Origin of the sequence: Nonomuraea sp. NPDC005650, assembly GCF_040605375.1 — a bacterium.
Taxonomy (GTDB): Bacteria; Actinomycetota; Actinomycetes; order Streptosporangiales; family Streptosporangiaceae; genus Nonomuraea.
In genome coordinates this window covers 149,545-173,248 of record NZ_JBEXCR010000001.1, presented here as the reverse complement: position 1 = coordinate 173,248, position 23,704 = coordinate 149,545, and the positions used below count along the sequence as shown (strand labels likewise).

25 protein-coding genes are annotated in these 23,704 nt (G+C 69.4%); 9 read left to right on the top strand and 16 right to left on the bottom strand.

From position 1 onward, the window contains the following. Window positions 1-38: 38 nt before the first annotated feature. From ABZS69_RS00780 to ABZS69_RS00770, 3 genes are all read right to left on the bottom strand, one after another. Window positions 39-293: a zf-TFIIB domain-containing protein gene (locus ABZS69_RS00780; protein WP_355364185.1), complete on the bottom strand. Its 255-nt coding sequence runs from the start codon at window positions 291-293 to the stop codon at window positions 39-41. A gap of 59 nt (window positions 294-352) precedes the next feature. Further along, window positions 353-1,207: a phosphotransferase gene (locus tag ABZS69_RS00775; RefSeq protein ID WP_355364182.1), complete on the bottom strand. Its 855-nt coding sequence runs from the start codon at window positions 1,205-1,207 to the stop codon at window positions 353-355. 270 nt (window positions 1,208-1,477) lie between these two features. After that, the gene (locus tag ABZS69_RS00770) at window positions 1,478-2,455 is read right to left on the bottom strand and encodes a hypothetical protein (protein WP_355364179.1); all 978 of its coding nucleotides are present in this window, start codon (window positions 2,453-2,455) and stop codon (window positions 1,478-1,480) included. 491 nt (window positions 2,456-2,946) lie between these two features. Here ABZS69_RS00770 and ABZS69_RS00765 point away from each other — a divergent pair, with 491 nt between their 5' ends. Beyond that, window positions 2,947-3,102 (top strand): hypothetical protein, encoded by a 156-nt coding sequence (locus ABZS69_RS00765; RefSeq protein WP_355364176.1) that lies wholly within the window; start codon window positions 2,947-2,949, stop codon window positions 3,100-3,102. Between the two features lie 380 nt (window positions 3,103-3,482). Here the strand turns inward: ABZS69_RS00765 and ABZS69_RS00760 are convergent, their stop codons facing one another. Both ABZS69_RS00760 and ABZS69_RS00755 read right to left on the bottom strand, forming a co-directional pair. Continuing rightward, entirely contained in the window at window positions 3,483-4,418 is a 936-nt protein-coding gene (locus ABZS69_RS00760) for a hypothetical protein (protein ID WP_355364173.1), read from the bottom strand. 412 nt (window positions 4,419-4,830) lie between these two features. Beyond that, entirely contained in the window at window positions 4,831-5,268 is a 438-nt protein-coding gene (locus ABZS69_RS00755; RefSeq protein WP_355364170.1) for a MarR family transcriptional regulator, read from the bottom strand. A gap of 172 nt (window positions 5,269-5,440) precedes the next feature. Here ABZS69_RS00755 and ABZS69_RS00750 point away from each other — a divergent pair, with 172 nt between their 5' ends. The 4 genes from ABZS69_RS00750 to ABZS69_RS00735 all read left to right on the top strand — a co-directional run bounded on the left by ABZS69_RS00750 (window position 5,441) and on the right by ABZS69_RS00735 (window position 8,835). Further along, window positions 5,441-5,749 carry a hypothetical protein gene (locus ABZS69_RS00750; protein ID WP_355364167.1) on the top strand — a complete coding sequence of 103 codons (309 nt, stop codon included), beginning with the start codon at window positions 5,441-5,443 and terminating at the stop codon, window positions 5,747-5,749. Beyond that, entirely contained in the window at window positions 5,746-7,326 is a 1,581-nt protein-coding gene (locus tag ABZS69_RS00745) for a multicopper oxidase domain-containing protein (protein WP_355364164.1), read from the top strand. The genes ABZS69_RS00750 and ABZS69_RS00745 overlap by 4 nt, the downstream gene beginning before the upstream one ends. Window positions 7,327-7,453: 127 nt before the next feature. Then, the gene (locus ABZS69_RS00740; RefSeq protein WP_355364161.1) at window positions 7,454-7,903 is read left to right on the top strand and encodes a transposase; all 450 of its coding nucleotides are present in this window, start codon (window positions 7,454-7,456) and stop codon (window positions 7,901-7,903) included. Window positions 7,904-7,950: 47 nt separating this feature from the next. After that, window positions 7,951-8,835 (top strand): TIGR03619 family F420-dependent LLM class oxidoreductase, encoded by an 885-nt coding sequence (locus tag ABZS69_RS00735; protein ID WP_355364158.1) that lies wholly within the window; start codon window positions 7,951-7,953, stop codon window positions 8,833-8,835. Here ABZS69_RS00735 and ABZS69_RS00730 read toward each other — a convergent pair. Genes ABZS69_RS00730 through murQ form a run of 3 tightly spaced genes read right to left on the bottom strand, consistent with a single transcriptional unit; the run spans window position 8,832 to window position 11,292 of the window. Next, window positions 8,832-9,215, bottom strand: a complete 384-nt coding sequence (locus ABZS69_RS00730; protein ID WP_355364155.1) for a VOC family protein — start codon at window positions 9,213-9,215, stop codon at window positions 8,832-8,834. The two genes, ABZS69_RS00735 and ABZS69_RS00730, sit on opposite strands and share 4 nt — an antisense overlap. Before the next feature lie 9 nt (window positions 9,216-9,224). Continuing rightward, entirely contained in the window at window positions 9,225-10,382 is a 1,158-nt protein-coding gene (locus ABZS69_RS00725; protein ID WP_355364152.1) for a serine hydrolase domain-containing protein, read from the bottom strand. Between the two features lie 10 nt (window positions 10,383-10,392). Then, window positions 10,393-11,292: an N-acetylmuramic acid 6-phosphate etherase gene (murQ, locus tag ABZS69_RS00720; protein WP_355364149.1), complete on the bottom strand. Its 900-nt coding sequence runs from the start codon at window positions 11,290-11,292 to the stop codon at window positions 10,393-10,395. A 49-nt stretch (window positions 11,293-11,341) separates the two neighbouring features. Here murQ and ABZS69_RS00715 point away from each other — a divergent pair, with 49 nt between their 5' ends. Beyond that, entirely contained in the window at window positions 11,342-12,511 is a 1,170-nt protein-coding gene (locus ABZS69_RS00715; protein ID WP_355364146.1) for a DUF1343 domain-containing protein, read from the top strand. 2 nt (window positions 12,512-12,513) lie between these two features. On the opposite strand, the gene ABZS69_RS00710 is transcribed toward ABZS69_RS00715, so the two are convergent. The 8 genes from ABZS69_RS00710 to ABZS69_RS00675 all read right to left on the bottom strand — a co-directional run bounded on the left by ABZS69_RS00710 (window position 12,514) and on the right by ABZS69_RS00675 (window position 21,621). Beyond that, window positions 12,514-13,479, bottom strand: coding sequence for a GNAT family N-acetyltransferase (locus tag ABZS69_RS00710; protein WP_355364143.1), 966 nt, complete (start codon window positions 13,477-13,479; stop codon window positions 12,514-12,516). After that, the gene (locus ABZS69_RS00705) at window positions 13,479-14,558 is read right to left on the bottom strand and encodes an ABC transporter ATP-binding protein (RefSeq protein ID WP_355364140.1); all 1,080 of its coding nucleotides are present in this window, start codon (window positions 14,556-14,558) and stop codon (window positions 13,479-13,481) included. The genes ABZS69_RS00710 and ABZS69_RS00705 overlap by 1 nt, the downstream gene beginning before the upstream one ends. Continuing rightward, a complete protein-coding gene (locus ABZS69_RS00700) occupies window positions 14,555-15,559 on the bottom strand; it encodes an ABC transporter ATP-binding protein (RefSeq protein WP_355364137.1) in 1,005 nt (334 codons plus the stop codon). The genes ABZS69_RS00705 and ABZS69_RS00700 overlap by 4 nt, the downstream gene beginning before the upstream one ends. A 3-nt stretch (window positions 15,560-15,562) precedes the next feature. Further along, window positions 15,563-16,462, bottom strand: coding sequence for an ABC transporter permease (locus ABZS69_RS00695; protein WP_355364134.1), 900 nt, complete (start codon window positions 16,460-16,462; stop codon window positions 15,563-15,565). Continuing rightward, window positions 16,459-17,469 (bottom strand): ABC transporter permease, encoded by a 1,011-nt coding sequence (locus tag ABZS69_RS00690; protein ID WP_355364131.1) that lies wholly within the window; start codon window positions 17,467-17,469, stop codon window positions 16,459-16,461. The genes ABZS69_RS00695 and ABZS69_RS00690 overlap by 4 nt, the downstream gene beginning before the upstream one ends. A gap of 11 nt (window positions 17,470-17,480) precedes the next feature. After that, the gene (locus ABZS69_RS00685) at window positions 17,481-19,301 is read right to left on the bottom strand and encodes an ABC transporter substrate-binding protein (protein ID WP_355364128.1); all 1,821 of its coding nucleotides are present in this window, start codon (window positions 19,299-19,301) and stop codon (window positions 17,481-17,483) included. Between the two features lie 164 nt (window positions 19,302-19,465). Next, window positions 19,466-20,431 (bottom strand): zinc-dependent alcohol dehydrogenase family protein, encoded by a 966-nt coding sequence (locus ABZS69_RS00680; protein WP_355365287.1) that lies wholly within the window; start codon window positions 20,429-20,431, stop codon window positions 19,466-19,468. 2 nt (window positions 20,432-20,433) lie between these two features. Continuing rightward, the gene (locus tag ABZS69_RS00675; protein ID WP_355364125.1) at window positions 20,434-21,621 is read right to left on the bottom strand and encodes a M20 family metallopeptidase; all 1,188 of its coding nucleotides are present in this window, start codon (window positions 21,619-21,621) and stop codon (window positions 20,434-20,436) included. A 100-nt stretch (window positions 21,622-21,721) separates the two neighbouring features. Between ABZS69_RS00675 and ABZS69_RS00670 the strand changes: the two genes are divergently transcribed. The 3 genes from ABZS69_RS00670 (at window position 21,722) to ABZS69_RS00660 (ending at window position 23,692) form a co-directional block, all read left to right on the top strand. Further along, window positions 21,722-22,462: an HAD-IIA family hydrolase gene (locus ABZS69_RS00670; RefSeq protein ID WP_355365284.1), complete on the top strand. Its 741-nt coding sequence runs from the start codon at window positions 21,722-21,724 to the stop codon at window positions 22,460-22,462. A 43-nt stretch (window positions 22,463-22,505) separates the two neighbouring features. After that, window positions 22,506-23,129, top strand: coding sequence for a hypothetical protein (locus tag ABZS69_RS00665; RefSeq protein ID WP_355364122.1), 624 nt, complete (start codon window positions 22,506-22,508; stop codon window positions 23,127-23,129). 173 nt (window positions 23,130-23,302) lie between these two features. Then, the gene (locus tag ABZS69_RS00660; protein WP_355364119.1) at window positions 23,303-23,692 is read left to right on the top strand and encodes a hypothetical protein; all 390 of its coding nucleotides are present in this window, start codon (window positions 23,303-23,305) and stop codon (window positions 23,690-23,692) included. Window positions 23,693-23,704 lie beyond the last annotated feature (12 nt).

The window sequence follows — 23,704 nt, the reverse complement described above, 5'->3', positions numbered from 1 at the left end:
GCGCGCGGCCTTCATCGCGGTCGGGTCGAGAACCGCGGTCAGGTCGAGAACAGCATGCCCACCCAGCTGCGCTGCCGGTGGTGGCCGCCGTGGTGGCCACCGTGGTGCGGGGCACCCCAGGCGGGGCCGGGGGCCGGGGGCGGGGGAGCCGTGTGGTACTGAGTCTCCATCCGGGTCAGCGTCTCGAGCTCGCCGTAGTCGAGGAAGATCCCGCGGCAGTTGTCACACTGCTCGATGTGGACGCCGTTGCGCTCATAGGTCCGCATGTTGCCGCGGCACTTGGGGCACTGCATCTAGGTCGCTCTCCTTGGCTTCGAGGTCTCAGGGTTGAAACCTACCGCGCGCAACCCCGTCACGCTCGGACGATTCTGTTGCACGACTCCACTAACGAATGCTCGACCTCGTCCAGTTCCCGGCCGTCGCGCTCGGCGTTGACCACGGCCACGGCGGCGAGCTGGACGGTCAGCGCCCTGGCGGGCACGTCGAGCCGCCGCCAGGGGTCGTCGCCCCGGCCGAGCGCGGGCCCGCCGGAGCCGAGGTAGGCCCCCAGGAACCGCTCCCACACGGCCGGGTCGAGCAGCCCGGCGGCATACCAGGCGGCCGGCCTGGCCAGGTCCCATGCTGGGTCGCCGACGCCCAGGTCGTCGACGTCGATGAGCAGCCAGTCGTCGCGGCGGACGAGCTGGCCCAGATGCCAGTCGCCGTGCGTGAGCAGTCCGGGCAGCGGGTCGGGCTCGGGCAGCTCCTTGAAGGCCCGCCTGACGAGCTGCTCCACCGGGCCGTCGCCGGTCATCCGGGCCACCGCCCTGGCGGCCCGCGCGGGCCCGCCGGCCGGGGGCAGGCCGGGCAGCGGCGTCAGCGGGACGGCGTGCAGCCTGGCCAGCAGCCTGGCGCCCTCCTCCCACGGCGCGGAGTCCGGGTCGTCCTGCGCGACCGGCCGCCCGGCCGGCCAGACCGTCACCGCGCGGCCCGCGACCGTCAGCACCTCGGGGTCGAGCGGGGCCAGCATCACGCCGGTCACCGCGGCCGACGCCGCGGCCCGCAACCGGATCCGCAACGACTCCACGTCGTCGCGCGCCGAGTGGGCCTTGACCACGACCTCGCCCCTGCGTAACACCACGACGTCCGTGCGCGTCGGATGCAGCACGGGCTCGCCCGCCCCTCCGTACGCCGCGGCGGTCCCCGCCAGCTCCTCCTCCAGCCCCACTCGTACAGAGTATTCGGCGGTACGGGCGGTGCGCGCCGCCGGACGCGATCGCCGGATCGGGCCTGCGGCAACGGCGGCCCGCCCACGTTCGACATGTGCCATTGTGCGCCGGTCGACTCCCCGGCCGAGAAGGTGAGGACTCTCCGGTCAAGGTCGATGACCACTCCGTCGATGCCCTGCGCTACGCCCTCCACACCACGCAGGCTGCCTGGCTTCGGCTCCTCTAACCCATTTCCGTCTATTGACGGTCCCTTTGATGCGGGCGCGCTGCTACATCCCCATGATTTTCTTGAGGAGATCGTATGCGGCGTTCCCTGCTATACCTCCCGCGATCGCTGCTGCCGCCGCGTTGAGCAGAGGTCTGAGGATCTCAACGGATGTCGTGGTGGAAGGCGCTTCGCCGGGTGCCAACTCTCGAAAGGCGGGGACCGGTTCAGTGCTCTCCGAAGCCTCTCTCCAGTCGCTGAGAGTTTCCACCAACGTGCCCAGGTTGTGAGACTTGTAGTTCCCGTTGAGATCGGTGAGGCGCACTGCGCGAAGGGAGGCCCAATCAATTTTGGCGACGGTGTCCGTGTAGCCTCTTGCAGTGACCTCCGTCGCGTAAGCCATGACGCTGACCAGCTCGGGCGTTCCTGAGTATTCCCATGGAGTCAGCCCACTGGGCACATCCCGGCACAGCGCCCTTCTATGGTGTTGAGAAACTAGTTGCCTGATTTCGTGGAAGTCTGTCGGCCGGAACTTCCAGATGCGTATTCCGGCTACTTGTGGAGGCAGGAACTGGTTGCGGCTGGTGTAGCCGGCGAAGATCAGATCCCAGCTCATTCCAGATCGGTGGTCGAGGTACGCGAAGTTGTTGAGGAGATCGCGAAACACAATCGACCGAGGATGGCAGAACATGATGCTAATCAATGCCTGACCGTTAGGGCCCCGATCTATAGCGGACTGAGCAAAATCTTCTATGGCGTCCGAATCTCGCCCCATGGCGAACATGCAAGGCCTAGGAGCATGGGCGGCCTCCAGTTCGTAGATGCGTCTCTCCTCTTCCAAGGCGAGCCCATGCTTCTCCAGGTAGTCAGCGGCACCCGACGCGGATTCGTCGTTGTCCAAGAGACGGTATTCGTGCTCTTCGGCGACTTCATTGTCCGAGTTGAGGAGGCATTCGGCAGTAAGGCGCAGAATAGGTCGATCCGGGGTGCTGTGGTCGCTCAGGATCAAATTGTCATCGAAAGGTCGCTCGAAGCGCCGCATAGAGTCACATTAGAAACATGTGGCCTGCGGCACAAGCGTTAGATGTGCTTCGTATGCACAAACGAGCTCCGCCTCTGATCCGCAGACGCGCACCCCCTAACCTGCGGCCGGTTGTGGCGGCCTGGCCGTCCGGAGGTGCGTCGCTCCGCGCGACTTCCCCGTACGCGCGTCGAGCACCTGGTGCGCCCCCGATCCCCGCTGTTGAGGGGCAGCGCAGGGCCGGGGTCGCACCGCCGAGTTCTGCTGGCGGGTGAACAACGCCGACCCGGCCGGCTCCACCCTGATCAGCGCGGCGCTCGCGGCGTCGGGACTTGAAACCGACGCAGTGCTCCGTGACAAGGACACTCTGTGGCGGGTGCCGCGTCGTTCCCGTTCTCACGGCCGAGACCGCATTCCCGATCACCGCTGCCAAGGCGCGGCCTGTCGGACCGGCCAACGAGAGAGCGTCAGCGCCAACCGTCCGGCCCGCGCGCCGCAGGCTGCTCGCCATCGTGGCCGAGATGGGCGGGGCTGCCACGGTGACGAAGGTCAAACGGCGGATCGCAGGTCAGGCGCATGAGGCCGACACCGCAGCCCGTATCAGCGGCGGCTTCCTGGTCACCACGCTCGAATCCGACGTGGCACTGCCGATCACGCCGCTGCTGTAGGCGTGGGTCCGTGTGACCGCGCCGCCTCAACAACCGGTGCTGCCCGCTGGGCTGATCTGCGTCATCCAGCTAAGCGGCTTGCGATCCGATCGATCGCACCCGGGGCAGTGACTTCCGGATCTCCATCGAGCGGAGGCTGGAACGAGTGAACCTCCTCCTACCGCTCCAGTCCACTCTTGATGAGTACTTCGTGGAACCAACGTCCTGAGACATCACAACCAGGCGTATCGACCACGAGCGTGGTCGGCAGAGGGCCTTCGGTGTGGTGCGGGCGTCGAATCCACACCGCACCGGAGGCCTCATGTCCCATCGGGGCGATGAGTGTCTCCCATCCCACCGCCTGTACATGGTTGATGCCGTCCCCCATGGGAAGGCCTCGATCAAATGGCGCACCAGGGATAGTAGGGGGAGGGAGTCGGCGGCCAGACGCATTCCTCGGTAGTGAATCCCCGCTTGAAGTAGAGACTCGGTGACGACTGGTAGGACTTGGGAACGACGAAGGCGACGATGGCCGCTGTCTGTCGCACGTCCTCTTCGTAGTACGACTTGCCCACCCAGGTTGCTCGCCAGTCAGGAACCCCCGGGTTCGGGCTCTCCGACGGGACGATCTTCTCGCAGCTGTTGATCGTATAGGACGTCGAGAACGGGCCCACAGAGATGCCGATGGGAATGGATCCACAGGGATTGAATTCCAGGGTGGCCTTGGGATCCCAGTCATTCCACACGATGTTCGGATCGTTCCCGAAGGGCTCCGCGGCCACGTAACACTCGCTGAGCTGATCGAAGGCGTGACCCGACAGCGCATGGCATGACGCGTACATGCGATAGGCGTAGTTGTTGTGCGTTGCCGCCGCGTAGTCCATGCGGCCCCACTGCCCGCAAGCTCTCATCCAACCGATATGCTCCGCGTCCTCCCATTCATAGCAACTAGGGGCTTGCCAGGCCACCTCCTGCTGGATCGTCGCGTCGCCGTCCGTGGGCGTTGCCGAAGCCGGCATTGTCTCGACCGTGGTCATGCTCGTCGTCGCCGAACTATCGGATCGCGCCTCGGCCTCACCGGTGACGGGGCGAGCTCCCTTGGGCTGGATGACGCATTCGCCGCCGTGCGCCTGAATCTCGTAGTCGCGGGCCTTGACGTCGAGGTCCCAATCCTTCTTGATGCCTTCAACGAAATCGCGGATGGCGGCGTTCTTGTCACCGATGTGATCGCACGCGGACGACGACGTGCGCGAGGCCGTCGCAGACCCGGCAGGCATCAGCGCGGTGACCAGCGTGACTGCGGCGCATAACGCCACGGTGGGGAGCAGCTTTCTCATGGAACCCCTTTCCCGACATGTTCCTGGACGCGCTGTTCCTCACGCTGCACCTGCGAAGGCGTTGCAAACAGGGCAATAACCGGCCATTTAGCGGACTTTCGAAGTGTCTGCTGTGTGCCGCGCAGAGCTGAGTGACGGCAAGGAACCGGCATCCCCATTCCGGCGCGCTATCAAGAGCCTGCTGACAAAGGGGTTGGTCGCTGAGCCGGGGACGACGCATGCCTTGGCCGAGGCCATCTTTGAGATGGGCCCAAGCAAGACCACGAGGCCGCCGCCCCTGCGGGCGTCGGCGATCAAGGATGCGGGCCGAAGCCTTGGGGCCGCGGGCCGCGTGGCGTAGAGGCTGGGCCAGGCGGGCGCGGTCAGTTCGTCTTGGGCGAGCCCGGGCCCGTGCTCGCCCGTGTCAGGCGAGTCATGCGTCGCGTTCTGCCGGGGCGACGAACCTGGTCAGGAGAGCCTGGAGGGTTTCGAGCTCGGCGTCGGTGAATGATCCGAACAGGTCTTCCGCGGCGTCAGCCGCGAGGCGCTGGGCGGTGTCGAAAGCGTCGATGCCCTTGTCGGTCAGGCTGAGATTGGCCACCCGTTTGTCGGTGGTGGACCGGGCCCGGGAGAGGTATCCGAGGGTTTCGAGGTCTTCGACGGTACGGACCATGCCCGCCTTGTCGCTGCCGGTCTGTCGGATCAGGTCGCGCTGGGTCGAGACGCCGTCGCGGCGCAGGAGCATCATCACGCCGAAGTGGCGGCCGGTCAGGCCCAGTGAGGAGAGGGCGTTGTTCAGCGCCCCGGCGGCTCGTTGGTGCGACTGGCGCAGCAACAGGCCCAGCTGGAGGTCGACTCGCGGCTTCGACATGATCCCATCCTATGTTAGATTCATCTGGATCGGATTCAAGTGAATCTATTTGGCGATACGAGGACGGCGCGTGACGACGACACAATCATCGGGGGATGCCGCTGTGGCACGCAGGCTCACGCCGCGCTGGCCGTGCTGGGTGTTCCGAATCACGAGCACAGCCGCGGCGATCATGCTGTTCGACCAGGCGGTCTTCGCCGGTCAGTTCCTCTCCGGCGGCTACGACTCACTGCACGTTCATCGCGAGAACGCGACCTTCGCCGGCATCTCGGTCCTCATCTCCGCCGTCGCGGCCGTACTTCAGCGGTGGCCCGGACGCGGACCCTGGTGGCCCATCCTGGCCTGCCTCGGCCTCTTCGGCCTGATCGGGCTACAGATCCTTCTCGGGTTCTCGCGAGCGATCACCCTGCATATCCCGCTCGGTGTGGCGATCATCCTCCTCGCCACCGCTCTCGCTGTCTGGGCCTGGCGACGCCGATGACCGAGAAGAACCACCGGATCACGTTGAGCCGCCGGGCGTTCATCGGCGCCGGACTCGTCGCCGGCATCGGCCTGGGAGTGGGGATCCCGTTCTCCCACGGCGCGGCCGGGCTCACCTCAACCGGCAATCTGCTCCGCAGCCGATTGCCGATTCCGCGGCCGTTCACGATGCCCTTCCAGACCCCGCCCGTACTGAAGCCGGTACGCAGCGACGCCGACACCGACTACTACGAGATCACTCAGACCGCGGCGGCGGCCTCGATCCTGCCGGGGGTGAAGACGGCGATCTGGGGCTACAACGGGATCTTCCCCGGCCCCACCATCGTCAGCCGGCGTGCCCGCACGACCGTGGTGAGGCACACCAACAACCTTCCCGTTCCCACGGTCGTGCACCTGCACGGCGGCCGTACCCCGCCCGACAGCGACGGATACCCGATCGACTTCGTCCACCCCGTCGCCAGGTCCTCCACGAACATGGAGCACATGAACATGGGCGGCTCGATGGTCGGAGACACCACCGAAGGCCACCGCTCCTACACCTATCCACTCGACCAGCGCGCGGCGATGCTCTGGTACCACGACCACCGGATGGACTTCACCGGCCCGAGCGTATGGCGCGGACTCGCCGGCCTCCACTTCGTGCGAGACGACGAAGAAGACGCTCTGGGCCTGCCCTCCGGCCCCCGCGAGCTCCCTGTCATGATCACCGATCGCAGCTTCGCCGCGGACGGCTCTCTGTCCTACCCGAGCATCGACGGGAGCCTGATGAGGACACCTGGCGTCACCGGCTCGTTCGTCGCCGGCGTCCTTGGAGACGTCATGCTCGTCAACGGCACCCCCTGGCCGGTTGCGAGAGTCGACGGCGCCACATACCGCCTGCGCATCATCAACGCCTGCAATGCCAGACGCCTCGACCTGCGTCTCGACCCGCGACCCGATGGCCTCCTGACACAGATCGGCACCGACGGCGGACTCCTTGCCGCGCCAATTCGTCATGAGCATGTCGAGCTCGCACCCGCGCAACGTCTCGACGTCATCATCGACTTCTCCAGCTACAAACCCGGAACCGCGGTGACGCTGCTCAACGACTTCGGTGACGGGAACATGTCCCAGGTCATGCGCTTCATCGTCGGCGAGAAAGCCGGCGAGCCGTTCACCGTTCCCGACAAACTCTCCACGGTCGAATCGCTCACCGCGGCCCAGGCCGTCACGACCCGCACCTTCCGCTTTCAGTCGGGAGACGTCAACCACATGAAGGGCTGGCTCATCGACGGGCGGCCATTCAGCCCCGACGACATCGCCGCCGCGCCGAAGCTCGGCACCGTCGAGGTCTGGCGGCTCATCGCGGACTTCCATCACCCCGTGCACCTCCACCTCAACCCCTTCCAGGTGCTCTCCCGAGGGATCGGAGGCCCCGAGGCATTCGACGCCGGATGGAAGGACACCATCGACCTGCGGGCCTCGGAAGAAGCGGCAATCGCGATCAGATTCGACGGTTATCCCGGCAAGTACGTCTTCCATTGCCACAATCTGGAACACGAAGACATGGCCATGATGGCCAACTTCACCACCCGATGACCGAGGAGCCTTCGGCGCGGCCGGATCCCTACCGGCCGTTGGCGCTCGCGACCTCACCCACCCCGCCGGCCCTCACTTCGAAGCCGCGCTGCGGCTGCGCAGGTCAGGGTTCGACCTGGTATAGGCGATGGACTGGATATGCCTGAACGCCGGCGATTGCGCCTCGCCGGGGTGCCGGTGTCGCGGCCGGAAACCGTCATATCCGTCGGACCTGACCGATGCCGAATGGGCGGTGATGGCCGAGCTGGTCGCAGCCACCGGCAGGCCGATGGTGCATGATCTGCGAGCTGTGTTCGACGCGGTCACCTATCTGGCCCGGTACGGGATCGAGCGGCGGGCTCTGCCGGTGGACTTCCAGCGGCATGAGGCCGTGTACGCGTTCTTCCTGCGCTGGTCCCGGCGTGGCCTGCCCGAACGGCTCGCCGGGCGATTGCGCGGCCGTCTGCGGGTCATGGCTGGACGCGGCGAGTTGCCGACGGCTCTCCGCCATCGCAGCCTCCACAGGCTTCGCATCCCGCCAGCCGGGCGACCGCACGGTAACGCAGAGTCAGCGGCTGTGCACCACGTTCTTTCCTGAGGGTTCTTCTCTGAGGTTGAATGACTCTCCACGCTCAAGGAGGTTCGGTGAGAGTCGGTTTCGCAGTGCCCCAGTCAGGCCCATGGGCGACCCCGGAGAACATGCGCCGCGTCGCCCGGCGGGCGGAGGAGCTCGGCTACCACGAGCTGTGGACGTTCCAGCGGCTGCTGTACCCGGTCGGGCACCCGATGGGGCCGACGTACCGCAGCGTGCACGACCCGCTGATCACGCTGGCCCACCTGGCGGGCGTGACGGAGCGGATCCGGCTGGGCGTGGCCGTGATCAACGCGTACGTGCAGCCGGTCGTGCTGGCCAAGCAGCTGGCCACGCTGCAGACCGTGTCCGGCGGGCGGCTCACGGCCGGGCTCGGGCTGGGCTGGGTGCCGGAGGAGTTCGAGGCGGCGGGCGTCGGCATGGAGCGGCGCGGGCGCAGGGGCGAGGAGTTCGTCGAGGTGCTGCGCAAGGCGTGGGCCGACGACGTGATCGAGCACCATGGCGAGTTCTACCGGGTGTCGCCGTCTCACATGGACCCCAAGCCCGTGCCGGGGCCGCCGCCGATCCTGCTGGGCGGCACCGCCGAGGTCGCGCTGCGCCGCGCCGCCCGGCTGGCCGACGGGTGGGTGAGCTCCAGCAGGGAGGACCTGTCCGCGATCGCCGGACGCGTGGAGCTGATCAAGGCGGCGCTGGCGGAGTCGGGGCGCGACGCGACCGGGTTCCGCTTCGTGTGCCGCGGCGTCACGCGGGTCGGGGCGGCCGACGACCGGCCCATGACGGGCACGTACGACAAGATCAGGGCCGACGTGGACGCGCTGGCCGCCGGCGGCGTGACGGACGTCTTCCACGACCTCAACTTCGACCGCGAGTTCGTCACGCTCGACGCCAAGGAGGCGATGCGCCGGGCCGAGGAGGCGCTGGAGGCGCTGGCCCCCTAGCCCCAGCCGCCGTAGGGGACCGTGATGATCTCCAGGTTGTGGCCGTTGGGGTCGGACCAGTAGAGGCCGCGGCCGCCGTCGTGGGTGTTGATCCGCTCCGGCTCGGAGTGGTGCGGATCGGCCCAGTAGGTCAGGCCGTGGCCCTTGATCCGATCCCAGATCTGGTCGAACTCCTCCTCGCTGACCAGGAACGCGTAATGCTGCGGCAGCACCGCCTCGCCGACCTGGACGACGTCGAGCGAGACGCCGTTGCCGAGCGTGACGACGCGGAACGGCCCGTACACGGGCGCGGGCTCCAGGCCGAGGACGTCCACGAGGAACGCGGCGGTCGCGTCTCTGTCCTTCGCCTGCACGATGGTGTGGTTCAGCTGGACGGACATACTTGCAGGCTATGTCAGGGCGGCGAGGCCGCGCAGTCGCAGCGCCTCCCCGGCCACCGCGTGACGCAGCTCGCGGATGCCGTCGCGGCCCCGTACGGGGTGGACGGCGTTCGTCAGCAGCACCACGGTCAGCCCGCGGGCGGGATCGACCACCAGCGAGGTGCCGGTGAAGCCGGAATGCCCGAAGGCACCGCTCAGCGGCCCCACGATGGCCGGGTCGCCGATCCGCACGCCCAGCCCGTGCCGGAAGGCGGCACCCTCGGCGCCCTGGTCGCGCACCATCTCGGCCACGCTCTCCGGGCGCAGCACGCCGCCCCCGTGCCCGAGCGCGGCCAGTCGCAGTGCCTCGCCGAAGGCCAGCAGGTCCCCGGCCGTGGCGAACAGCCCCGCGTGCCCCGCCACGCCGCCCAGCGCGTACGCCGTCTCGTCGTGGACCTCGCCGCGCACGCAGCCGGGTCCGGGCCGCTCCGGCTTCCACTCGGTGGCCGCGACCCGAGAGAGGACGGGGACCCGAGTGGGCACAGGGGCCCGAGCGGGTGCTGGGACCTGAGCGGGCAAAGGGACCTGAGCGGGCGCCCGCGACGGCGCGGCGGGCCGGTAGCCGGTGTCGGCCAGGCCGAGCACGTCCGTGACCCGGGCGCGGACCAGCGCGTCGAGCGGCGCGCCGCCGGCCAGCTCGGCGACCCGGCCGGCGATGACCAGGCCGACGTCGCTGTAGAGGTACGGCCCGCCGACCGGGTGGGCGATCGGCGTGCCCAGCATCGCCTCCATGCGCTCGGAGGCGTCCGAGCCCGGCAGCTCCAGGTCGATGCGCCGGGTCGGAGGCAGGCCCGCCGTGTGCGTGAGCAGGCGGCGCGGCGTGATCCTCGGGTCATGGCCCGGGATCCAGGCGGCCACCGGCTCGTCCAGCCCGATCGCGCCCTCCTCGGCCAGCGAGAGCAGCACGGCCGTGGTGAAGAGCTTGCTGATCGAGGCCAGGTCGAAGATCGAGTCGAGGCCGGCGGGCGGACGCTCCGCGGCGAGCGTCCCCTCGGCGTCGGCGTAGCGTACGAGCTCGCCGGTGGCGGCCGCGGCGGCCACGGAGCCGTCCACGGCGATCAGCGCGACCGCGGCCGGGCACACGCGCGGCACAGCGCCCGCCAGGACCGCTCCCAGCCGGTCGGTCATGCCGTTCCCCTCAGCCGCTCAGCGCGTCGCTGAGGCGCTCCCCGTGTGACTCCAGCAGTGCCCGTGCCCCCTCCGCGTCGAGCCCGTGCTGGATCATCAGCACGGCGATCTTCGCCTGCCCGCCGGCCGCGTCCAGCGCGGTCTCGGCCGTCTCGAGGTCGGCGCCGGTGATGTCGCTGACCATGCGCAGCGCGCGCCCGGCCAGCTTGTTGTTCATCGCCGACATCTCGATCATCTTGTTGCCGTAGGTACGGCCGAGCTTGACCATCGAGATCGTCGAGATCATGTTGAGCACGAGCTTCTGGGCCGTGCCCGCCTTGAGCCTGGTCGAGCCGGTCACCACCTCGGGTCCCACGACCACCTCGATCGCGTGCTCGGCGGCGGCCGACAGCGGCGCGCCGTCGTTGCACGACAGGCCGACGGTGAGCGCGCCCCGGGAGGCCGCCTCAGCCAGCGCGCCCAGGACGAAGGGAGCCCGGCCGCTGGCGGACACGCCCACCACCGAGTCGAGCGGTCCCACCTCCAGGTCCTTCAACGCGGCCGCGCCCGCCTCGGCGTCGTCCTCCGCTCCCTCGACCGAACGGGTGAGCGCCTCGGGCCCGCCGGCGATGATGCCCTGCACCAGCGACGGATCGGTGCCGAACGTGGGCGGGCACTCGCTGGCGTCGAGCACGGCCAGCCGCCCCGACGTGCCGGCGCCGACGTACAGCAGCCGGCCGCCCTCCACCATCCTGGCGGAGATCGCGTCGATGGCGGCCGAGATCGCCGGGATGGCCACCGCGACGGCGGCGGGCACGGCGGCGTCGGCCTGGTTCATGAGCCGGGCGATCTGCTCGGTAGGCAGCCGGTCGATCTGGCTGTAGCGGGGATCGCTCTGCTCGGTGGACAGCTCGGGTAGCGGATCAATCATGACGCTAATTTCCACCCTCTCCTTCACACTTGTAAATATCTTTCAGACAATGGCTTTCATGCCACACGTACGCACTGGAGCCGAACGGCTGGCCGTGGATACCGCCCTCGCGGGCGGAACCCGGCTCGGCCTGATCACGAACCCCACCGGAGTCCTGCCCGATCTCACCCCCACCGCGGACGCGCTGCTGGCCGCAGGAGTGAACCTGACGGCCCTGTTCGGCCCCGAGCACGGCATGCGCGGCACCGCCCAGGCGGACGGCAGCGAGGCCGACACCGTGGACGAGAGGACCGGCCTGCCGGTCTTCAACACCCACAAGCTCGAGGGCCGGGAGCTCGATCGGACGATCGCGGGGTCGGGCGTGGACACGCTGGTGTTCGACATCGCCGACGTGGGCACGCGGTTCTACACCTACGTCTGGACGATGTACGACCTGCTGGCGTCGGCCGCCCGGCTGGGGCTGAGGTTCGTGGTCCTGGACCGGCCCAACCCGCTCGGCGGGACCGTCCAGGAAGGACCGCTGCTCGACCCGGCGTTCGCGAGCTTCGTGGGCCGTTTCCCGCTGCCGGTACGGCACGGCAGGACGGCCGGGGAGCTGGCCACGCTGTTCGGGTTCGACGTGGACCTGCGCGTGGTCGAGATGGAGGGCTGGCGGCGCGAGATGACGTTCGCCGAGACGGGCCTGCCCTGGGTGATGCCGTCGGTCAACATGCCGACCCCGGACACCGCGCTGGTCTACCCCGGCACGGGCCTCTTCGAGGGGACGAACTTCTCCGAGGGCCGCGGCACGACCAGGCCGTTCGAGCTGGTCGGCGCCCCGTACGCGGACGCGCGGTTCGCCCCGGCGCTGGCCGCGCTGGACCTGCCGGGCGTGCGGTTCAGGGAGACGTGGTTCACGCCCACCTTCCACAAGCACGCGGGCGTCGCCGTGCGCGGCGTCCAGCTCCACGTGCACGACCGCGAGGCGTTCAGGCCCGTCCTGACGGGCCTGTCCATGCTGCACGTGGCCCGCACCCTCTACCCGGACGACCTGCGCTGGTGGGGCCCCGACCTGTTCATGGACCATCTGTGGGGCTCCGACAGCCTGACCCGCTGCCTGGACGCCGGGGAGGACCCCCGGGGCCTGTGCCCGCCGCCGGGAAGGCCGGAAGGACGACTCATCTACGGTGACCGCGTCGAGCGGCACACCGCAGGCAGCCGGAACAGCGCCTACGAGTGACATCACGCCAGTTCGCGCCGGTATAGCCAGAAGACGCGTTCCGCTCGCGCGCCCACGGCGTGCGAGTAGAACCGCAGCGGCCCGACCCAGCCGATCTGGGCGCTGGTCTGCCCGGCGGCCCGCTGGTCCGCCAGGCACCTGCGCAGCAGTACGCGGCCGACGCCCAGCCCGCGGGCGTCCGGCGAGGTCCCCATGGGGCCGAACCAGCCGGGCCGGGCGCCCCAGGCGGCGAAGCCCAGGACGTGACCGTCGCGCTCGGCGTAGTGCAGGCCGGTCGCGTGGGCCGCCTCCCAGGCCCAGCGCTCGTTCCAGTGGTCCAGGACGAACGCGGTGACGTGCTCGCGGCCCGGGCCGTCGCCTGCACCGTCACCCGCACCGTTGCCCACTGGGGCGCCGGCTGCGTGCACGCGCACGCCGGACCGCTCCAGCCGCAGCAGGTCGTCCTCCACGGACAGGTCGGTGCTCAGGTCGGCCGTCATGTTCCAGGCGACGTCGTACCGGTGGTAGCCGAGGCTCTCGGCCAGGCAGGCGGCCGCGGTGTAGCGTACGTCGATGCCCGGCCAGAGGTAGCACGGCGGGTTGCCGGCGAAGAGCGCCTGCCGCGCGCCCTGGCCGCGCAGCCAGTCCTCGGCGGCCCCCACCAGGGCGCGCCCGCGCCCCTGCCCCTGCGCGGAGGGGTGCACGGCCAGCAGGTCGATGTGCCCGGCGTGCGGGTCCGTGGCCGAGATGGACGCCATCACCACGCCGCCGTCGGTGGCCAGCGCGGTCCAGCGCCGGTCCGCGGGCGGGCGCGACAGGAAGCCGACCAGGCCGGCGGCGTCGCCGGCGTCCAGCGTCAGCGCGGCGGCGGCGACCTCGGCCGCCTCCGCGAGCCCGGCGGACCCGACAGCGGACCCGACGGCGGACCCGACGGCGGATCCGGCCGCTGACCCTGCGGCGGACATGAAGGTCCGCACGGCGTGGGACATCACACCTCGCTCAGCGGGCGGGCGATCACGCTGCGGCGCTCGGGGTAGAAGCACGCGTGCTCCTGCGGCACCCCCTCGGTTTGGAGTCCGACTTCGTCGGCCTTCAAACCCATGGTGCTGTGCTTATCGGTGTTCTCGCGAGGCGAGAACACGTGCAGCAGCGGGCGCTCGCTCGTGCACCGCTCGCCCCTGAACGGGCAGCGGCGGGCGAACAGGCAGCCCTCGTCGGACTGGCTCTCGTCCAGCGACTCCAGCGGCGCCACCGGCTGCTCGCCGGGCTGCTCCAGCCCGTGCAGCACCGGGATCGCCGACAGCAGCGACTGCGTGTACGGGTGCACCGGGTCGGCGATGACCGTGTCCACCGGCCCGCGCTCGATGACCTGGCCGCGGTAGATGACGTACAGCTCGCCGTCGTCGCCGATGTAGCGGGCCGTGGCCACGTCGTGGGTGATGAACAGCACGCTCACGCCGAGCCGCTCGCGCAGGTCCTTCAGCAGCGCCAGGATGCCCAGCCGCAGCGACACGTCGATCATCGAGACGGCCTCGTCCGCGACGAGCATCTCCGGGTCGACGGTCAGCGCGCGGGCGATGACCACGCGCTGCCGCATGCCGCCGGACAGCTGGTGCGGGTAGCGCGCCAGCACCGTGCCCGGGTCGAGGCCCACCAGCGACAGCACCTCGCCGGCCCGCTCCTCGATCCACGACTGAGACCGGCCGGTCTGCTTGGCCCGCAGGGACAGCGGGGCGTACAGGGTCTGGTGGATGGTCCTGGTCGGGTTCAGGGCCGAGTACGGGTCCTGGTGGATCATCTGGATCTTGCGGAAGTGCGGCTGGCGCTGCTTCGGCTTGAGCGGCGACATGGAGACGCCGTCGATCAGGATCTCGCCCTCGTCGTACGTCTCCAGCCCGGCGATGATCCGGCCCAGCGTGGTCTTGCCGCACCCGGACTCGCCGATGAACGAGGCCGCGCCCCCTCTGGGGATCGCGAAGTCCACCCCGCGCAGCGCGCGCACCTCGCGGGCGCCGAGCATCTTGCCCCGCTGCTTGAACGTCTTGACGACGCCGTTCCCGGTGATCATGCGGGCTCCTTCACGTTCGCGGTCACGGCGTGGCAGGCCACGACCCTCGACCCGTCGGCGCCTTGATCGACGCGGGGCAGGGGGTCGACGGTGTCGCACACGTCCATGCGCAGCGCGCAGCGCTCCCTGAACACGCACCCCTCCTTGGGCACGGTCGCCAGCGTCGGCGGCCGGCCCGGCAGCGCCCTGGCCTCGTCGATGTCGCCGACGAGCCGGGGGATGGCCCGGATCAGGCCCTTGGTGTACGGGTGGCGGGGCGAGCCGAGCACCTCCCTGGTGGGGCCCTGCTCGACCAGCCGCCCGCCGTACATGACGGCCAGCCGGTCGGCGACCTCGGCCACCACGCCGATGTCGTGCGTGATGACCAGGGTGGTGAGGCCGCGTTCCGCGTGCACCTCACGGATGATCTTCAGGATGTTCGCCTGCGTGATCATGTCGAGCGCGGTCGTCGGCTCGTCCAGCACCACCAGGTGGGCGTTGAGTACCAGCGCCAGCATGATGCCGACCCGCTGGCGCATGCCGCCGGACAGCTCGTGCTGGTGCGAGTCGAGCACCCTGGCCCCGTCGAGGCCCATCCGGGCCAGCAGCTCCTGGGCCTCGCGCACGAGGCCGCGAAGGTCGTCGACGCCGTGCGAGCGGCCCAGGTCGAGCAGCTGCTTGCCGACCGTCTTGAGGGGGTTCAGGGAGTTCTGGGCGGCCTGGAAGACGTACCCGATGTGCTTGCCCCTGGCCTTGCGCAGGTGCTCGCCCTTCAGGCCGACCACGTCGCCGAGCCCGTCGATCTCGACGCTGCCCGCCGCGATCCTGCCGGGCGGCTGGACGGCGTTGAGCAGCGACAGGGCCATCGTCGACTTGCCCGAGCCGGACTCGCCGACGATGCCGGTGATCGTGCCCGGCTCCAGGGTCAGGGTGATGTCCCTGACGGCGGGCAGCTCGCCCGCGGGGGTCTTGTAGACGACCGTGAGGCCGTCGATGCGCACTCCCGGCGCGTTCCGAGTCAATTGCTACTCCTCCCGCAGCCGGGGGTTGAAGATCTCGTCCATGGCGTCCACCACGAGCACGATGGCCAGCGTCAGCAACAGGATCGCCAGCAGCGGCCCGATGAGGAAGCCCAGCGCGCTCGGCACCTGGAGCGCGCCGGAACGGAACACGGCCGTGTTGAGCATCTGCCCCCAGTTGTTCGACTCGTACGGCAGCACGCCCAGGAAGAACAGGCCGACCTGCGCGTAGACGCCGCCGGTGACCGCGATGAGCATGTTCATCGCGATGTACGGCGCCATGCTCGGCAGCAGCTCCTTGCCCACGATGTGGGTGGTGGGCAGGCCGAGCCCGCGCGCCGCCTCGATGAACCCCCGCTCGCGCAGCGACAGCGTCTGCGAGCGCACCGCCCGCGCCACGCCGCCCCAGCCGAGCAGCCCCAGCACCAGGCCCATCTGGATCGCGCTGCTGAACTTCCACACCGTGGACAGCACCAGCAGCAGCGGCAGGCCGGGGATGGTCAGTTTCATGTCGGTGAGGCGCATGAGCACGTTGTCCCAGCGGCCCCGCTTGAAGCCGGAGAACAGCCCGATGGCGGTGCCCACGACCACGGTGATGACCGCGGTCACCAGCGCGGCCAGCAGCACGTACCGCGACCCGGTGACCACCAGGGCGACCACGTCACGGCCCTGGTCGTCGGTGCCGAGCCAGTGCTCCCAGCTCGGCGGCCGGGTGATCTGGGCCGGGTCGAGGGGCAGCTGGGCGGGGTAGAACATCGGCCCGAACACGCCCATGAAGACGAACCCGAGCACGAGCACCACGCCCACCATGCGGCTGGGCTTGCGCTTCATCACCCGCCAGACGCCCGCCCAGAAGTTGCGGCGCATGGCGGCGCTCGTCGAGGAGCTCTCCAGCAGAACGGTCATGACGACACCTCCTCCCCACTGCGGACCCGCGGGTCGATCGCGGAGTAGAACAGGTCGGCGACGATGTTCGCCACGATGATGGACACCGTGATGAGCAGGAACGCCCCGCCCATCAGCGCGTAGTCACGCATGGTGATGCTGTCGAGCAGCAACAGCCCGAGCCCCGGATAGTTGAAGATCCGCTCGATGAACACCGCGCCGCCGAGCAGCAGCCCGAGCGACAGCGCGAGGATCGTGAACAGCGGCAGGATCGCGTTGCGCGCGATGTACCTGAAGATGATCGACCGCTTCATCCCGCGCAGCTCCGCCGCCAGGATGAAGTCGTCGCCGAGCACCGTCACCACGCTCGACTTCATCGCCAGGATCCATCCGCCGTAGGACGCCAGCGCGTACGTCAGCACCGGCAGCACCGCGTGCTGGGCCAGCGAGCCGATGTAGGCGGCGTTGAACCCGGGCTCGAACAGGATGTCCACGGGCCCGTCGGCCGGCAGGATCGGGATCAGCGTCGCGAAGACGGCGCTGAGCAGCAGCCCCAGCACGTACTGCGGGACGCCGTGCAGCAGCGACCCCGAGATGGCCAGGACGTCGCCGAGCTTGCCCGAGCGCTTGATGGCCGCGTAGACGCCCAGCAGGATGCCGACCAGGAAGCTGAGCAGCGTTCCCGCCAGCACCGGTAGAACGGTCCACTTGGCCGCCTCGCCCAGCACCTGGGTGACCGGCGCGCCGGCGTGGGTGATCGACTGGCCCAGGTCGAACCGGAGCAGGCCCGACATGTACTGGGTGTACTGCTCCCACATCGTGCCCCTGGGCTGGAACCCGTACAGCACGCGCGTCGCCTGCTCGGCTGCCTGCGGATCCATGCCCTGCTGGATCAGCTTCTGGACGTTCGCGGCCACCGGATCGCCGGGAATGCTCCTGACGATGAAGAAGCTGATCGTGGCTACGACGAGGATCATGACGACCCCGCGGGCCAGGTGGCCCGCGAGTCGCCGTGCGATGACTACCATAGGCTCTTTCTCTACTGCTTCGCCTTGATGAGGCCCAGCTGCATCCAGACGCCGGCGTTCAGGCGCAGCAGGTCACTGTCCTGCTCCGGCCAGCCGGTGAAGCGGCTGGTGTTGGTGAACTGCGTGTTCACGTAGTCCCACAGCTGGATGGCCGGCAGGTCCTGGTTGGCCGTCTTGGCGAGCTGCGCCATGATCGGCTTGGCCTGCTCGGGCGTGGCCGCGTTGAGCTTGGCCGTGAGCTCGCCCGGGTTGATCTTGCCGACGCCCTGGACGTCGATCTCCTCCGCGCTGCCCATCCAGTTGCCGCCCTTGCCGGGCGCGCTGTGCGCGACCTTGCCGGCGACGTTGGACCAGCCGTTGGAGACGCCGTACAGGCGCTGGAAGATGTCGTACGGCGCGGGGCCGAGCGCCATCAGCCACAGGCCGACGTCGTACTTGCCCGCCGCGAGCTCCTCCAGGTAGACGGGGTAGTCGGCGACGGTCACGACCTCGGCGTCCACGCCGCCGGCGATGAGCTGGCTCTTGATGTTCTCCTCGGCGGAGATCCAGTCGGAGAACGGCGCGGGCGCGCGCATGCTGACCTTCCACGGCGAGCCGTCGGCCAGCGTCCACTTGCCGCCCGTCTTCTTCAGACCGGCCTCCTTGAACTCGGCCTCCGCCTTGGCCACGTCGTGCTTGTACGGGTCCAGGCTCGCGAGCTCGGAGCCGATCCACTCCTGGGCGGGCTTCTGGTGGATGCCGGAGGTCGTCACGGCCGGCGTGCCGCCCTCGGGCGAGGCCACCTTGGTCACCTGGTCGCGGTCGATCAGGTAGGCCAGGCCGCGCCGCACGTGCACGTTGTCGTACGGCTTCTTCGACTGGTTGAAGCCCATGCCGACGGCCACCGGGGAGAAGCCCCTGATGACGCTGGAGCCGGGCGCCTGCTTGATCCGGTTCATGACGTCGGTGGGCATGGCGGTGAAGCCTGCCTGGTCGAGCTTGCCGGCGCTCAGGTAGTTCCAGATCTGCTCGTTGCCGTTGTAGTTGAGCAGCTTCACCTGCGCCGGCGCGACGTTCGCGGCGTTGTAGAAGTTCTTGTTCTTGACCAGCAGGGCCTCGCCCGGGTTCACCCGCTCAAGCGTGAACGGGCCGGCGGAGACGTCCTTCGGCGGCGCGAAGGCGAGCACCTTCTGGCCGATGGCGAGGATCTCCTCGCGGGCCTTGTCGGCGTCGGCGCCGGTTTCCCTGGCGGCCTTCAGCTTGTCCCAGAAGTCGGCCGGCAGCAGGCTGTTCCAGACGTGCGCGGGCACGACCCAGTTGTCCATGATGCCGCGGGCGAACTTCATGCTCGGGTTCTTCATGTCCTGGGAGACCTTGACGGTCTTCTGGTCGACCACCTGGACGTCGGACGCCACGCCCGCCGCGCCCGGCGTGACCGCGAACGCGGTGCTGCCGGTGGTGGAGGCCAGGCCGAGCGAGAGCTTGACGTCGTCGGCCGTCACCGGGGTGCCGTCGGACCACTTGGCGTTCGGCTGGATGTGGAGGGTGATCGAGGAGTTGTCGGGAGCGATCTCCCAACTGGCCGCGATGCCAGGGTAGAACTGGTTGGGGTCGGTCAGGTGGTTCTTGATCCAGCCCAGCTTCATCGCGTTGTAGCCCAGGAAAGAGTTGCCCTTGGGCGCCCATGGGTTGGCCGGGCCGCTCGCGTCGAGGCCGGGCTTGAGCACGTCGACCGTGGTGAAGAGCCCGCCCCCGCCGCCCGAGCCGCCGGAACTGTTGGTGGAACCACCGCTGCACGCCGCTGTCGCGGTGGCAAGGCCCAGCAACGCGACTACCGCTGCCAGTCGTTTCATTTGCCGCTCCGGGGAGTGTTCGGACCTGTCGAAGATCTCTGTAGGGATTGACCGGACACTACGATCGTGCCTCACTCGCGTCAATAATCTCCAGAGGTTGTGAGGTTAATGTAACTTTCCTTCATCAGTGTGCGGAGTGGAGCTAAGCGCCGTCAAGTAAAACGTCATTCCATTACCAAGACGGCAGCCCCTCTGACCTGGTCATTCGCCAGATCGGTGAGCGCCTTGGCGGCCTCTCCGAACGGATGGAGGCTCGTCGTCACGCGTGGCGGATGCGCCAGCGCCAGCTCCAGATAGGCACGCCCGTCAGCCCTGGTGTTGGCCGTGACGCTGCGGAGCGTGCGCTCCTGGAAAAGGTGCCTTTCGTAGTTCAGGACGGGCACGTCGGTCAGGTGGATCCCTGCGATGGCCAGCGTGCCGCCCCGGTCGAGCGCTTCGAGCGCTGATGGGACCAGGGTACCTACGGGTGCAAATAGGATGGCCGAGTCAAGCCGCTCCGGGGGTTCGTCCCCGGCGGAGGCGGCTCCCAGCTCCAGCGCGAGCGCCCTGGAGGCCGCCGATCTGGTCACCGCGTGCACGACCGCGCCCTGGGCGATGGCGGCCTGCGCGGTCAGGTGGGCCGAGGCGCCGAAACCGTAGATCCCCAGCCGCCCGCCCGGCGGCAGATCGCAGCGCAACAGCGCCCGGTAGCCGATGATCCCGGCGCACAGCAGCGGCGCCAGCCGCTCGGCGGGCACGTCGTCGGGCAGGGGATAGACGTAGTCGCGGGGCGCCGTGAGGTATTCGGCGTACCCGCCGTCGGCGTCCCACCCCGTGTAGGTGGAGGAGGGGCAGAGGTTCTCCGCGCCCCGCAGGCAGTATCTGCACGTGCCGCAGGTGGAGCGCAGCCAGGCCACGCCCACCCGCTCGCCCGTGCCCTCGACGCGCCCCACCACCTGGTGACCGGGCGTGGTACGCGGCCGGCGCGGCAGGAGGTCGCCCTCCGCCAGGTGCAGGTCGGTACGGCACACGCCGCACGCCTCGACCCGTACCAGCACCTCGCCAGGGCCCGGCTCGGGCACGTCCCGCTCGACGAGCTCCAGCGGCCGCGTCGCCATCGGCCCCGGCTCGGCCACGACCCACGCCCGCATGGTCACGACAGCCTGGCGTGGGCGAGCGAGGCGTAGAGCGCGGCGCCGTCGGGCAGGACGGCGTCGTCGAAGATCGCCTCGGGGGAGTGGTTGTAGGGCGCCGTGGCCGGGTCGCGGTCCGGCGGGCACGCTCCCAGGAACACGAACGCGCCCGGCACCTCCTCCAGCACGTACGAGAAGTCCTCGGAGCCCATCACGGGCTGCGGCGACACGAAATAGCGCCCCGGGCCGAACAGCTCGTCGGCCGTCCTGGCCACGAACCCGGCCTCGGTGTCGTCGTTCACCGTCACCGGATAGCCCATCCCGAACGACGCCTCGACCTCCAGCCCGTGCGCCGCCGCGATGCCCTGCACGACCTCCACCAGCCTGCGCCTGACCTTCGTCCGGTTGTCCTTGCTGAAGGTGCGCACCGTGGCCTCGAACCTGGCCTCGTCAGGGATCACGTTGTCGGCGGACCCGCCGTGGAAGCTGCCCACCGTCACCACGACCGGGTCGAACACGTCGAACCCCCTGGTCACCATGGTCTGCAGCGCCGTCACCATCTCGCAGCCCGCCGCGATCGGGTCCAGCGACCGGTGCGGGCTGGAGCCGTGCCCGCCGCGCCCCTTGACCGTCACGAGGAACGTGTCCGCCGCCGCCATGATCGGCCCCGGCCGCGACGCGAACAGCCCCGGCGGCAACATCGCCGACACCACGTGCATCCCGTACGCCGCCACGGGCCGCGCGCCCGCCGCGTCCAGCACCCCCTCGGTGATCATGTGCTTGGCGCCGTCGTGGCCCTCCTCACCCGGCTGGAACATGAAGATGACGTCACCGGCGAGCTCCTCCCGCCGCGCGCTCAGCAGCCGCGCCGCCCCCGCCAGCATCGCGGTGTGCAGGTCGTGGCCGCACGCGTGCATCTGGCCGGGGAGCTGGGAGACGTACGGCAGGTCGTTCTTCTCGGCCACGGGCAGCGCGTCCATGTCCCCGCGCAGCAGCACGGCCGGGCCCGGCCTGCCGCCCCTCAGCACGGCGGTGACGGAGCTGAGCGAGGCGCCCGTCTTCACCTCCAGCGGCAGCCCGTCCAGCGCGGCCAGAACCTTCTCCTGCGTGCGCGGCAGGTGCAGGCCGAGCTCCGGAGTGGTGTGCAACGAGTGCCTGAGCTGGATGAGCTCGTCCCGCATGTCACGGGCGGATTCAGTGAAGGACATGAAGAACATTGTTCATCCACCGGGCAGGAAGTCGATAAGGCGCGCTCGGTACGATGTCCGGGTGACTCAGCGTAAACGGATCGACTCCTGGTTGTCCGACATGGACGGTGTGCTCGTCCACGAGGGGCGTCCGGTCCCCGGTGCGGACGAATTCATCAAGCGGCTCAGCGAGTCGGACAAGAAGTTCAGGGTGCTGACGAACAACTCGATCTACACCCAGCGCGACCTGTCGGCGCGGCTGGCCGGGGCCGGCCTCGTGGTGCCCCCCGAGTCCATCTGGACCTCCGCGCTGGCCACCGCCCAGTTCCTCGACGACCAGCGCGCGGGCGGCTCGGCGTACGTCATCGGCGAGGCGGGCCTGACGACGGCGCTGCACGAGGTCGGCTACGTGCTCACCGACCTCGACCCCGACTATGTGGTGCTCGGTGAGACCCGCACCTACAGCTTCACGCAGATCACCCGGGCCATCCGCCTCATCGAGGCCGGCGCCCGCTTCATCGCCACCAACCCCGACCCCATCGGCCCCTCCACCGAGGGCTCCCTGCCGGCCTGCGGCGCCGTGGCCGCCCTCATCACCAAGGCCACCGGCGTCGCCCCCTACTTCGTCGGCAAGCCCAACCCCCGCATGATGCGCAGCGCCCTCAACGAGATCGAGGGCCACAGCGAGACGACCGCCATGATCGGCGACCGCATGGACACCGACATCGTCTCGGGCATGGAGGCGGGCCTGTTCACGATCCTGGTCCTCACGGGCGTGACCCAGCGTGACGAGGTCGACCGTTTCCCCTACCGCCCCTCGCTGGTGGTCGACTCGGTCGCCGACCTCATCGACCTCATCTGAACCTGACCTGTTCTGACAGGTACGGGTGCCACTCTTGGATGTCATGACCCGCGTTTACCTGGAGACCGGCCCGAAGAAGGTGTTCGCCTGCTCGCTCGACTGGCCCGGCTGGTGCCGGGTGGCCAAGGGCGAGGAGGCGGCGCTCGACCTGCTCATGGAGTACGTCCCCCGCTACGGCCTGGTGGCCGCGCGGGCCGGGCTGGACTTCTCCCCGGGCGACCCGGTGGTCGTGGCCCGCGTGCCGGGCAGCGACATCACGGACTTCGGGGCCCCGTACTCCGTTCCTGACCTGGACCAGGAGCCCTTGCCGGCCGCTGAGGCGGTCCGCGGGGTGGCGCTGCTGCGGGCGGCCTGGGACATGTTCGACGAGACCGCCGCCGCCTCGCCCGAGGACCTGCGCAAGGGTCCGCGCGGAGGAGGCCGCGACCTGTCGGGGGTCGTCAGGCACGTGCTGGAAGCCGAGCGCGCCTTCGCCAGGAAGGTGGACGTGCGGCACAGGCCGTACAAGGAGCCCGGAGACCGGGACGCGATGCGGGCGGAGCTGGCCGAGGTGCTGTCCCGCGCCTGGGAGCCGCCCCAGACGACCGGCTGGCCGCCCCGCTACGCGCTGCGCCGCATCGCCTGGCACGTCATCGACCACCTCTGGGAGATCGAGGACCGCCGGTAGCGCCCCGGCCTACGGAGCCCCGGCAAAGAATCGGACCTTATTTCGTCGAGGTCTGGCCAAAATCGCTCACCTGCTGCGACCATGTGGTGACCAAACGCGGTCGTCGAGGGGCGGTCGCACCATCAGCGACCGCAAAGGTAAAACGCGTGGACGTACAGGCGGAGATTCGCGACTTGAAGCTCCGTGTCGACGGGCTCGAGGCGTGCGAACGGCTCGGCGACGCCACGCCGGGGGGTGGCGGGGAGCAGGACCTCCTCCAGGAGATCAACGACCGCGCCAAGCGGCTGGAGACGCAGCTCGCGGCCGTGCGGTCCGAGGCGGCGGCGGCCCGCACCGAGACGATCGAGCAGTTCGCGGCGGTCGATCTCGAGGTCGCGGCCATCCGGCGGGAGGTCAGCGCCCGCCTCGTGGCGGCGCCCGCCGAGGACCACATCCCGACGCAGATCGCCGACGAGTTCGCGAGCGTGCGGGCCGAGATCGCGCGGGAGTTCAACGCCATCCGGTCGGAGCTGCTCGACCTGGGCATCAAGCTCGATCGCCTGCTGAAGAAGGACTTCATGTGAGCCGTCCCATCT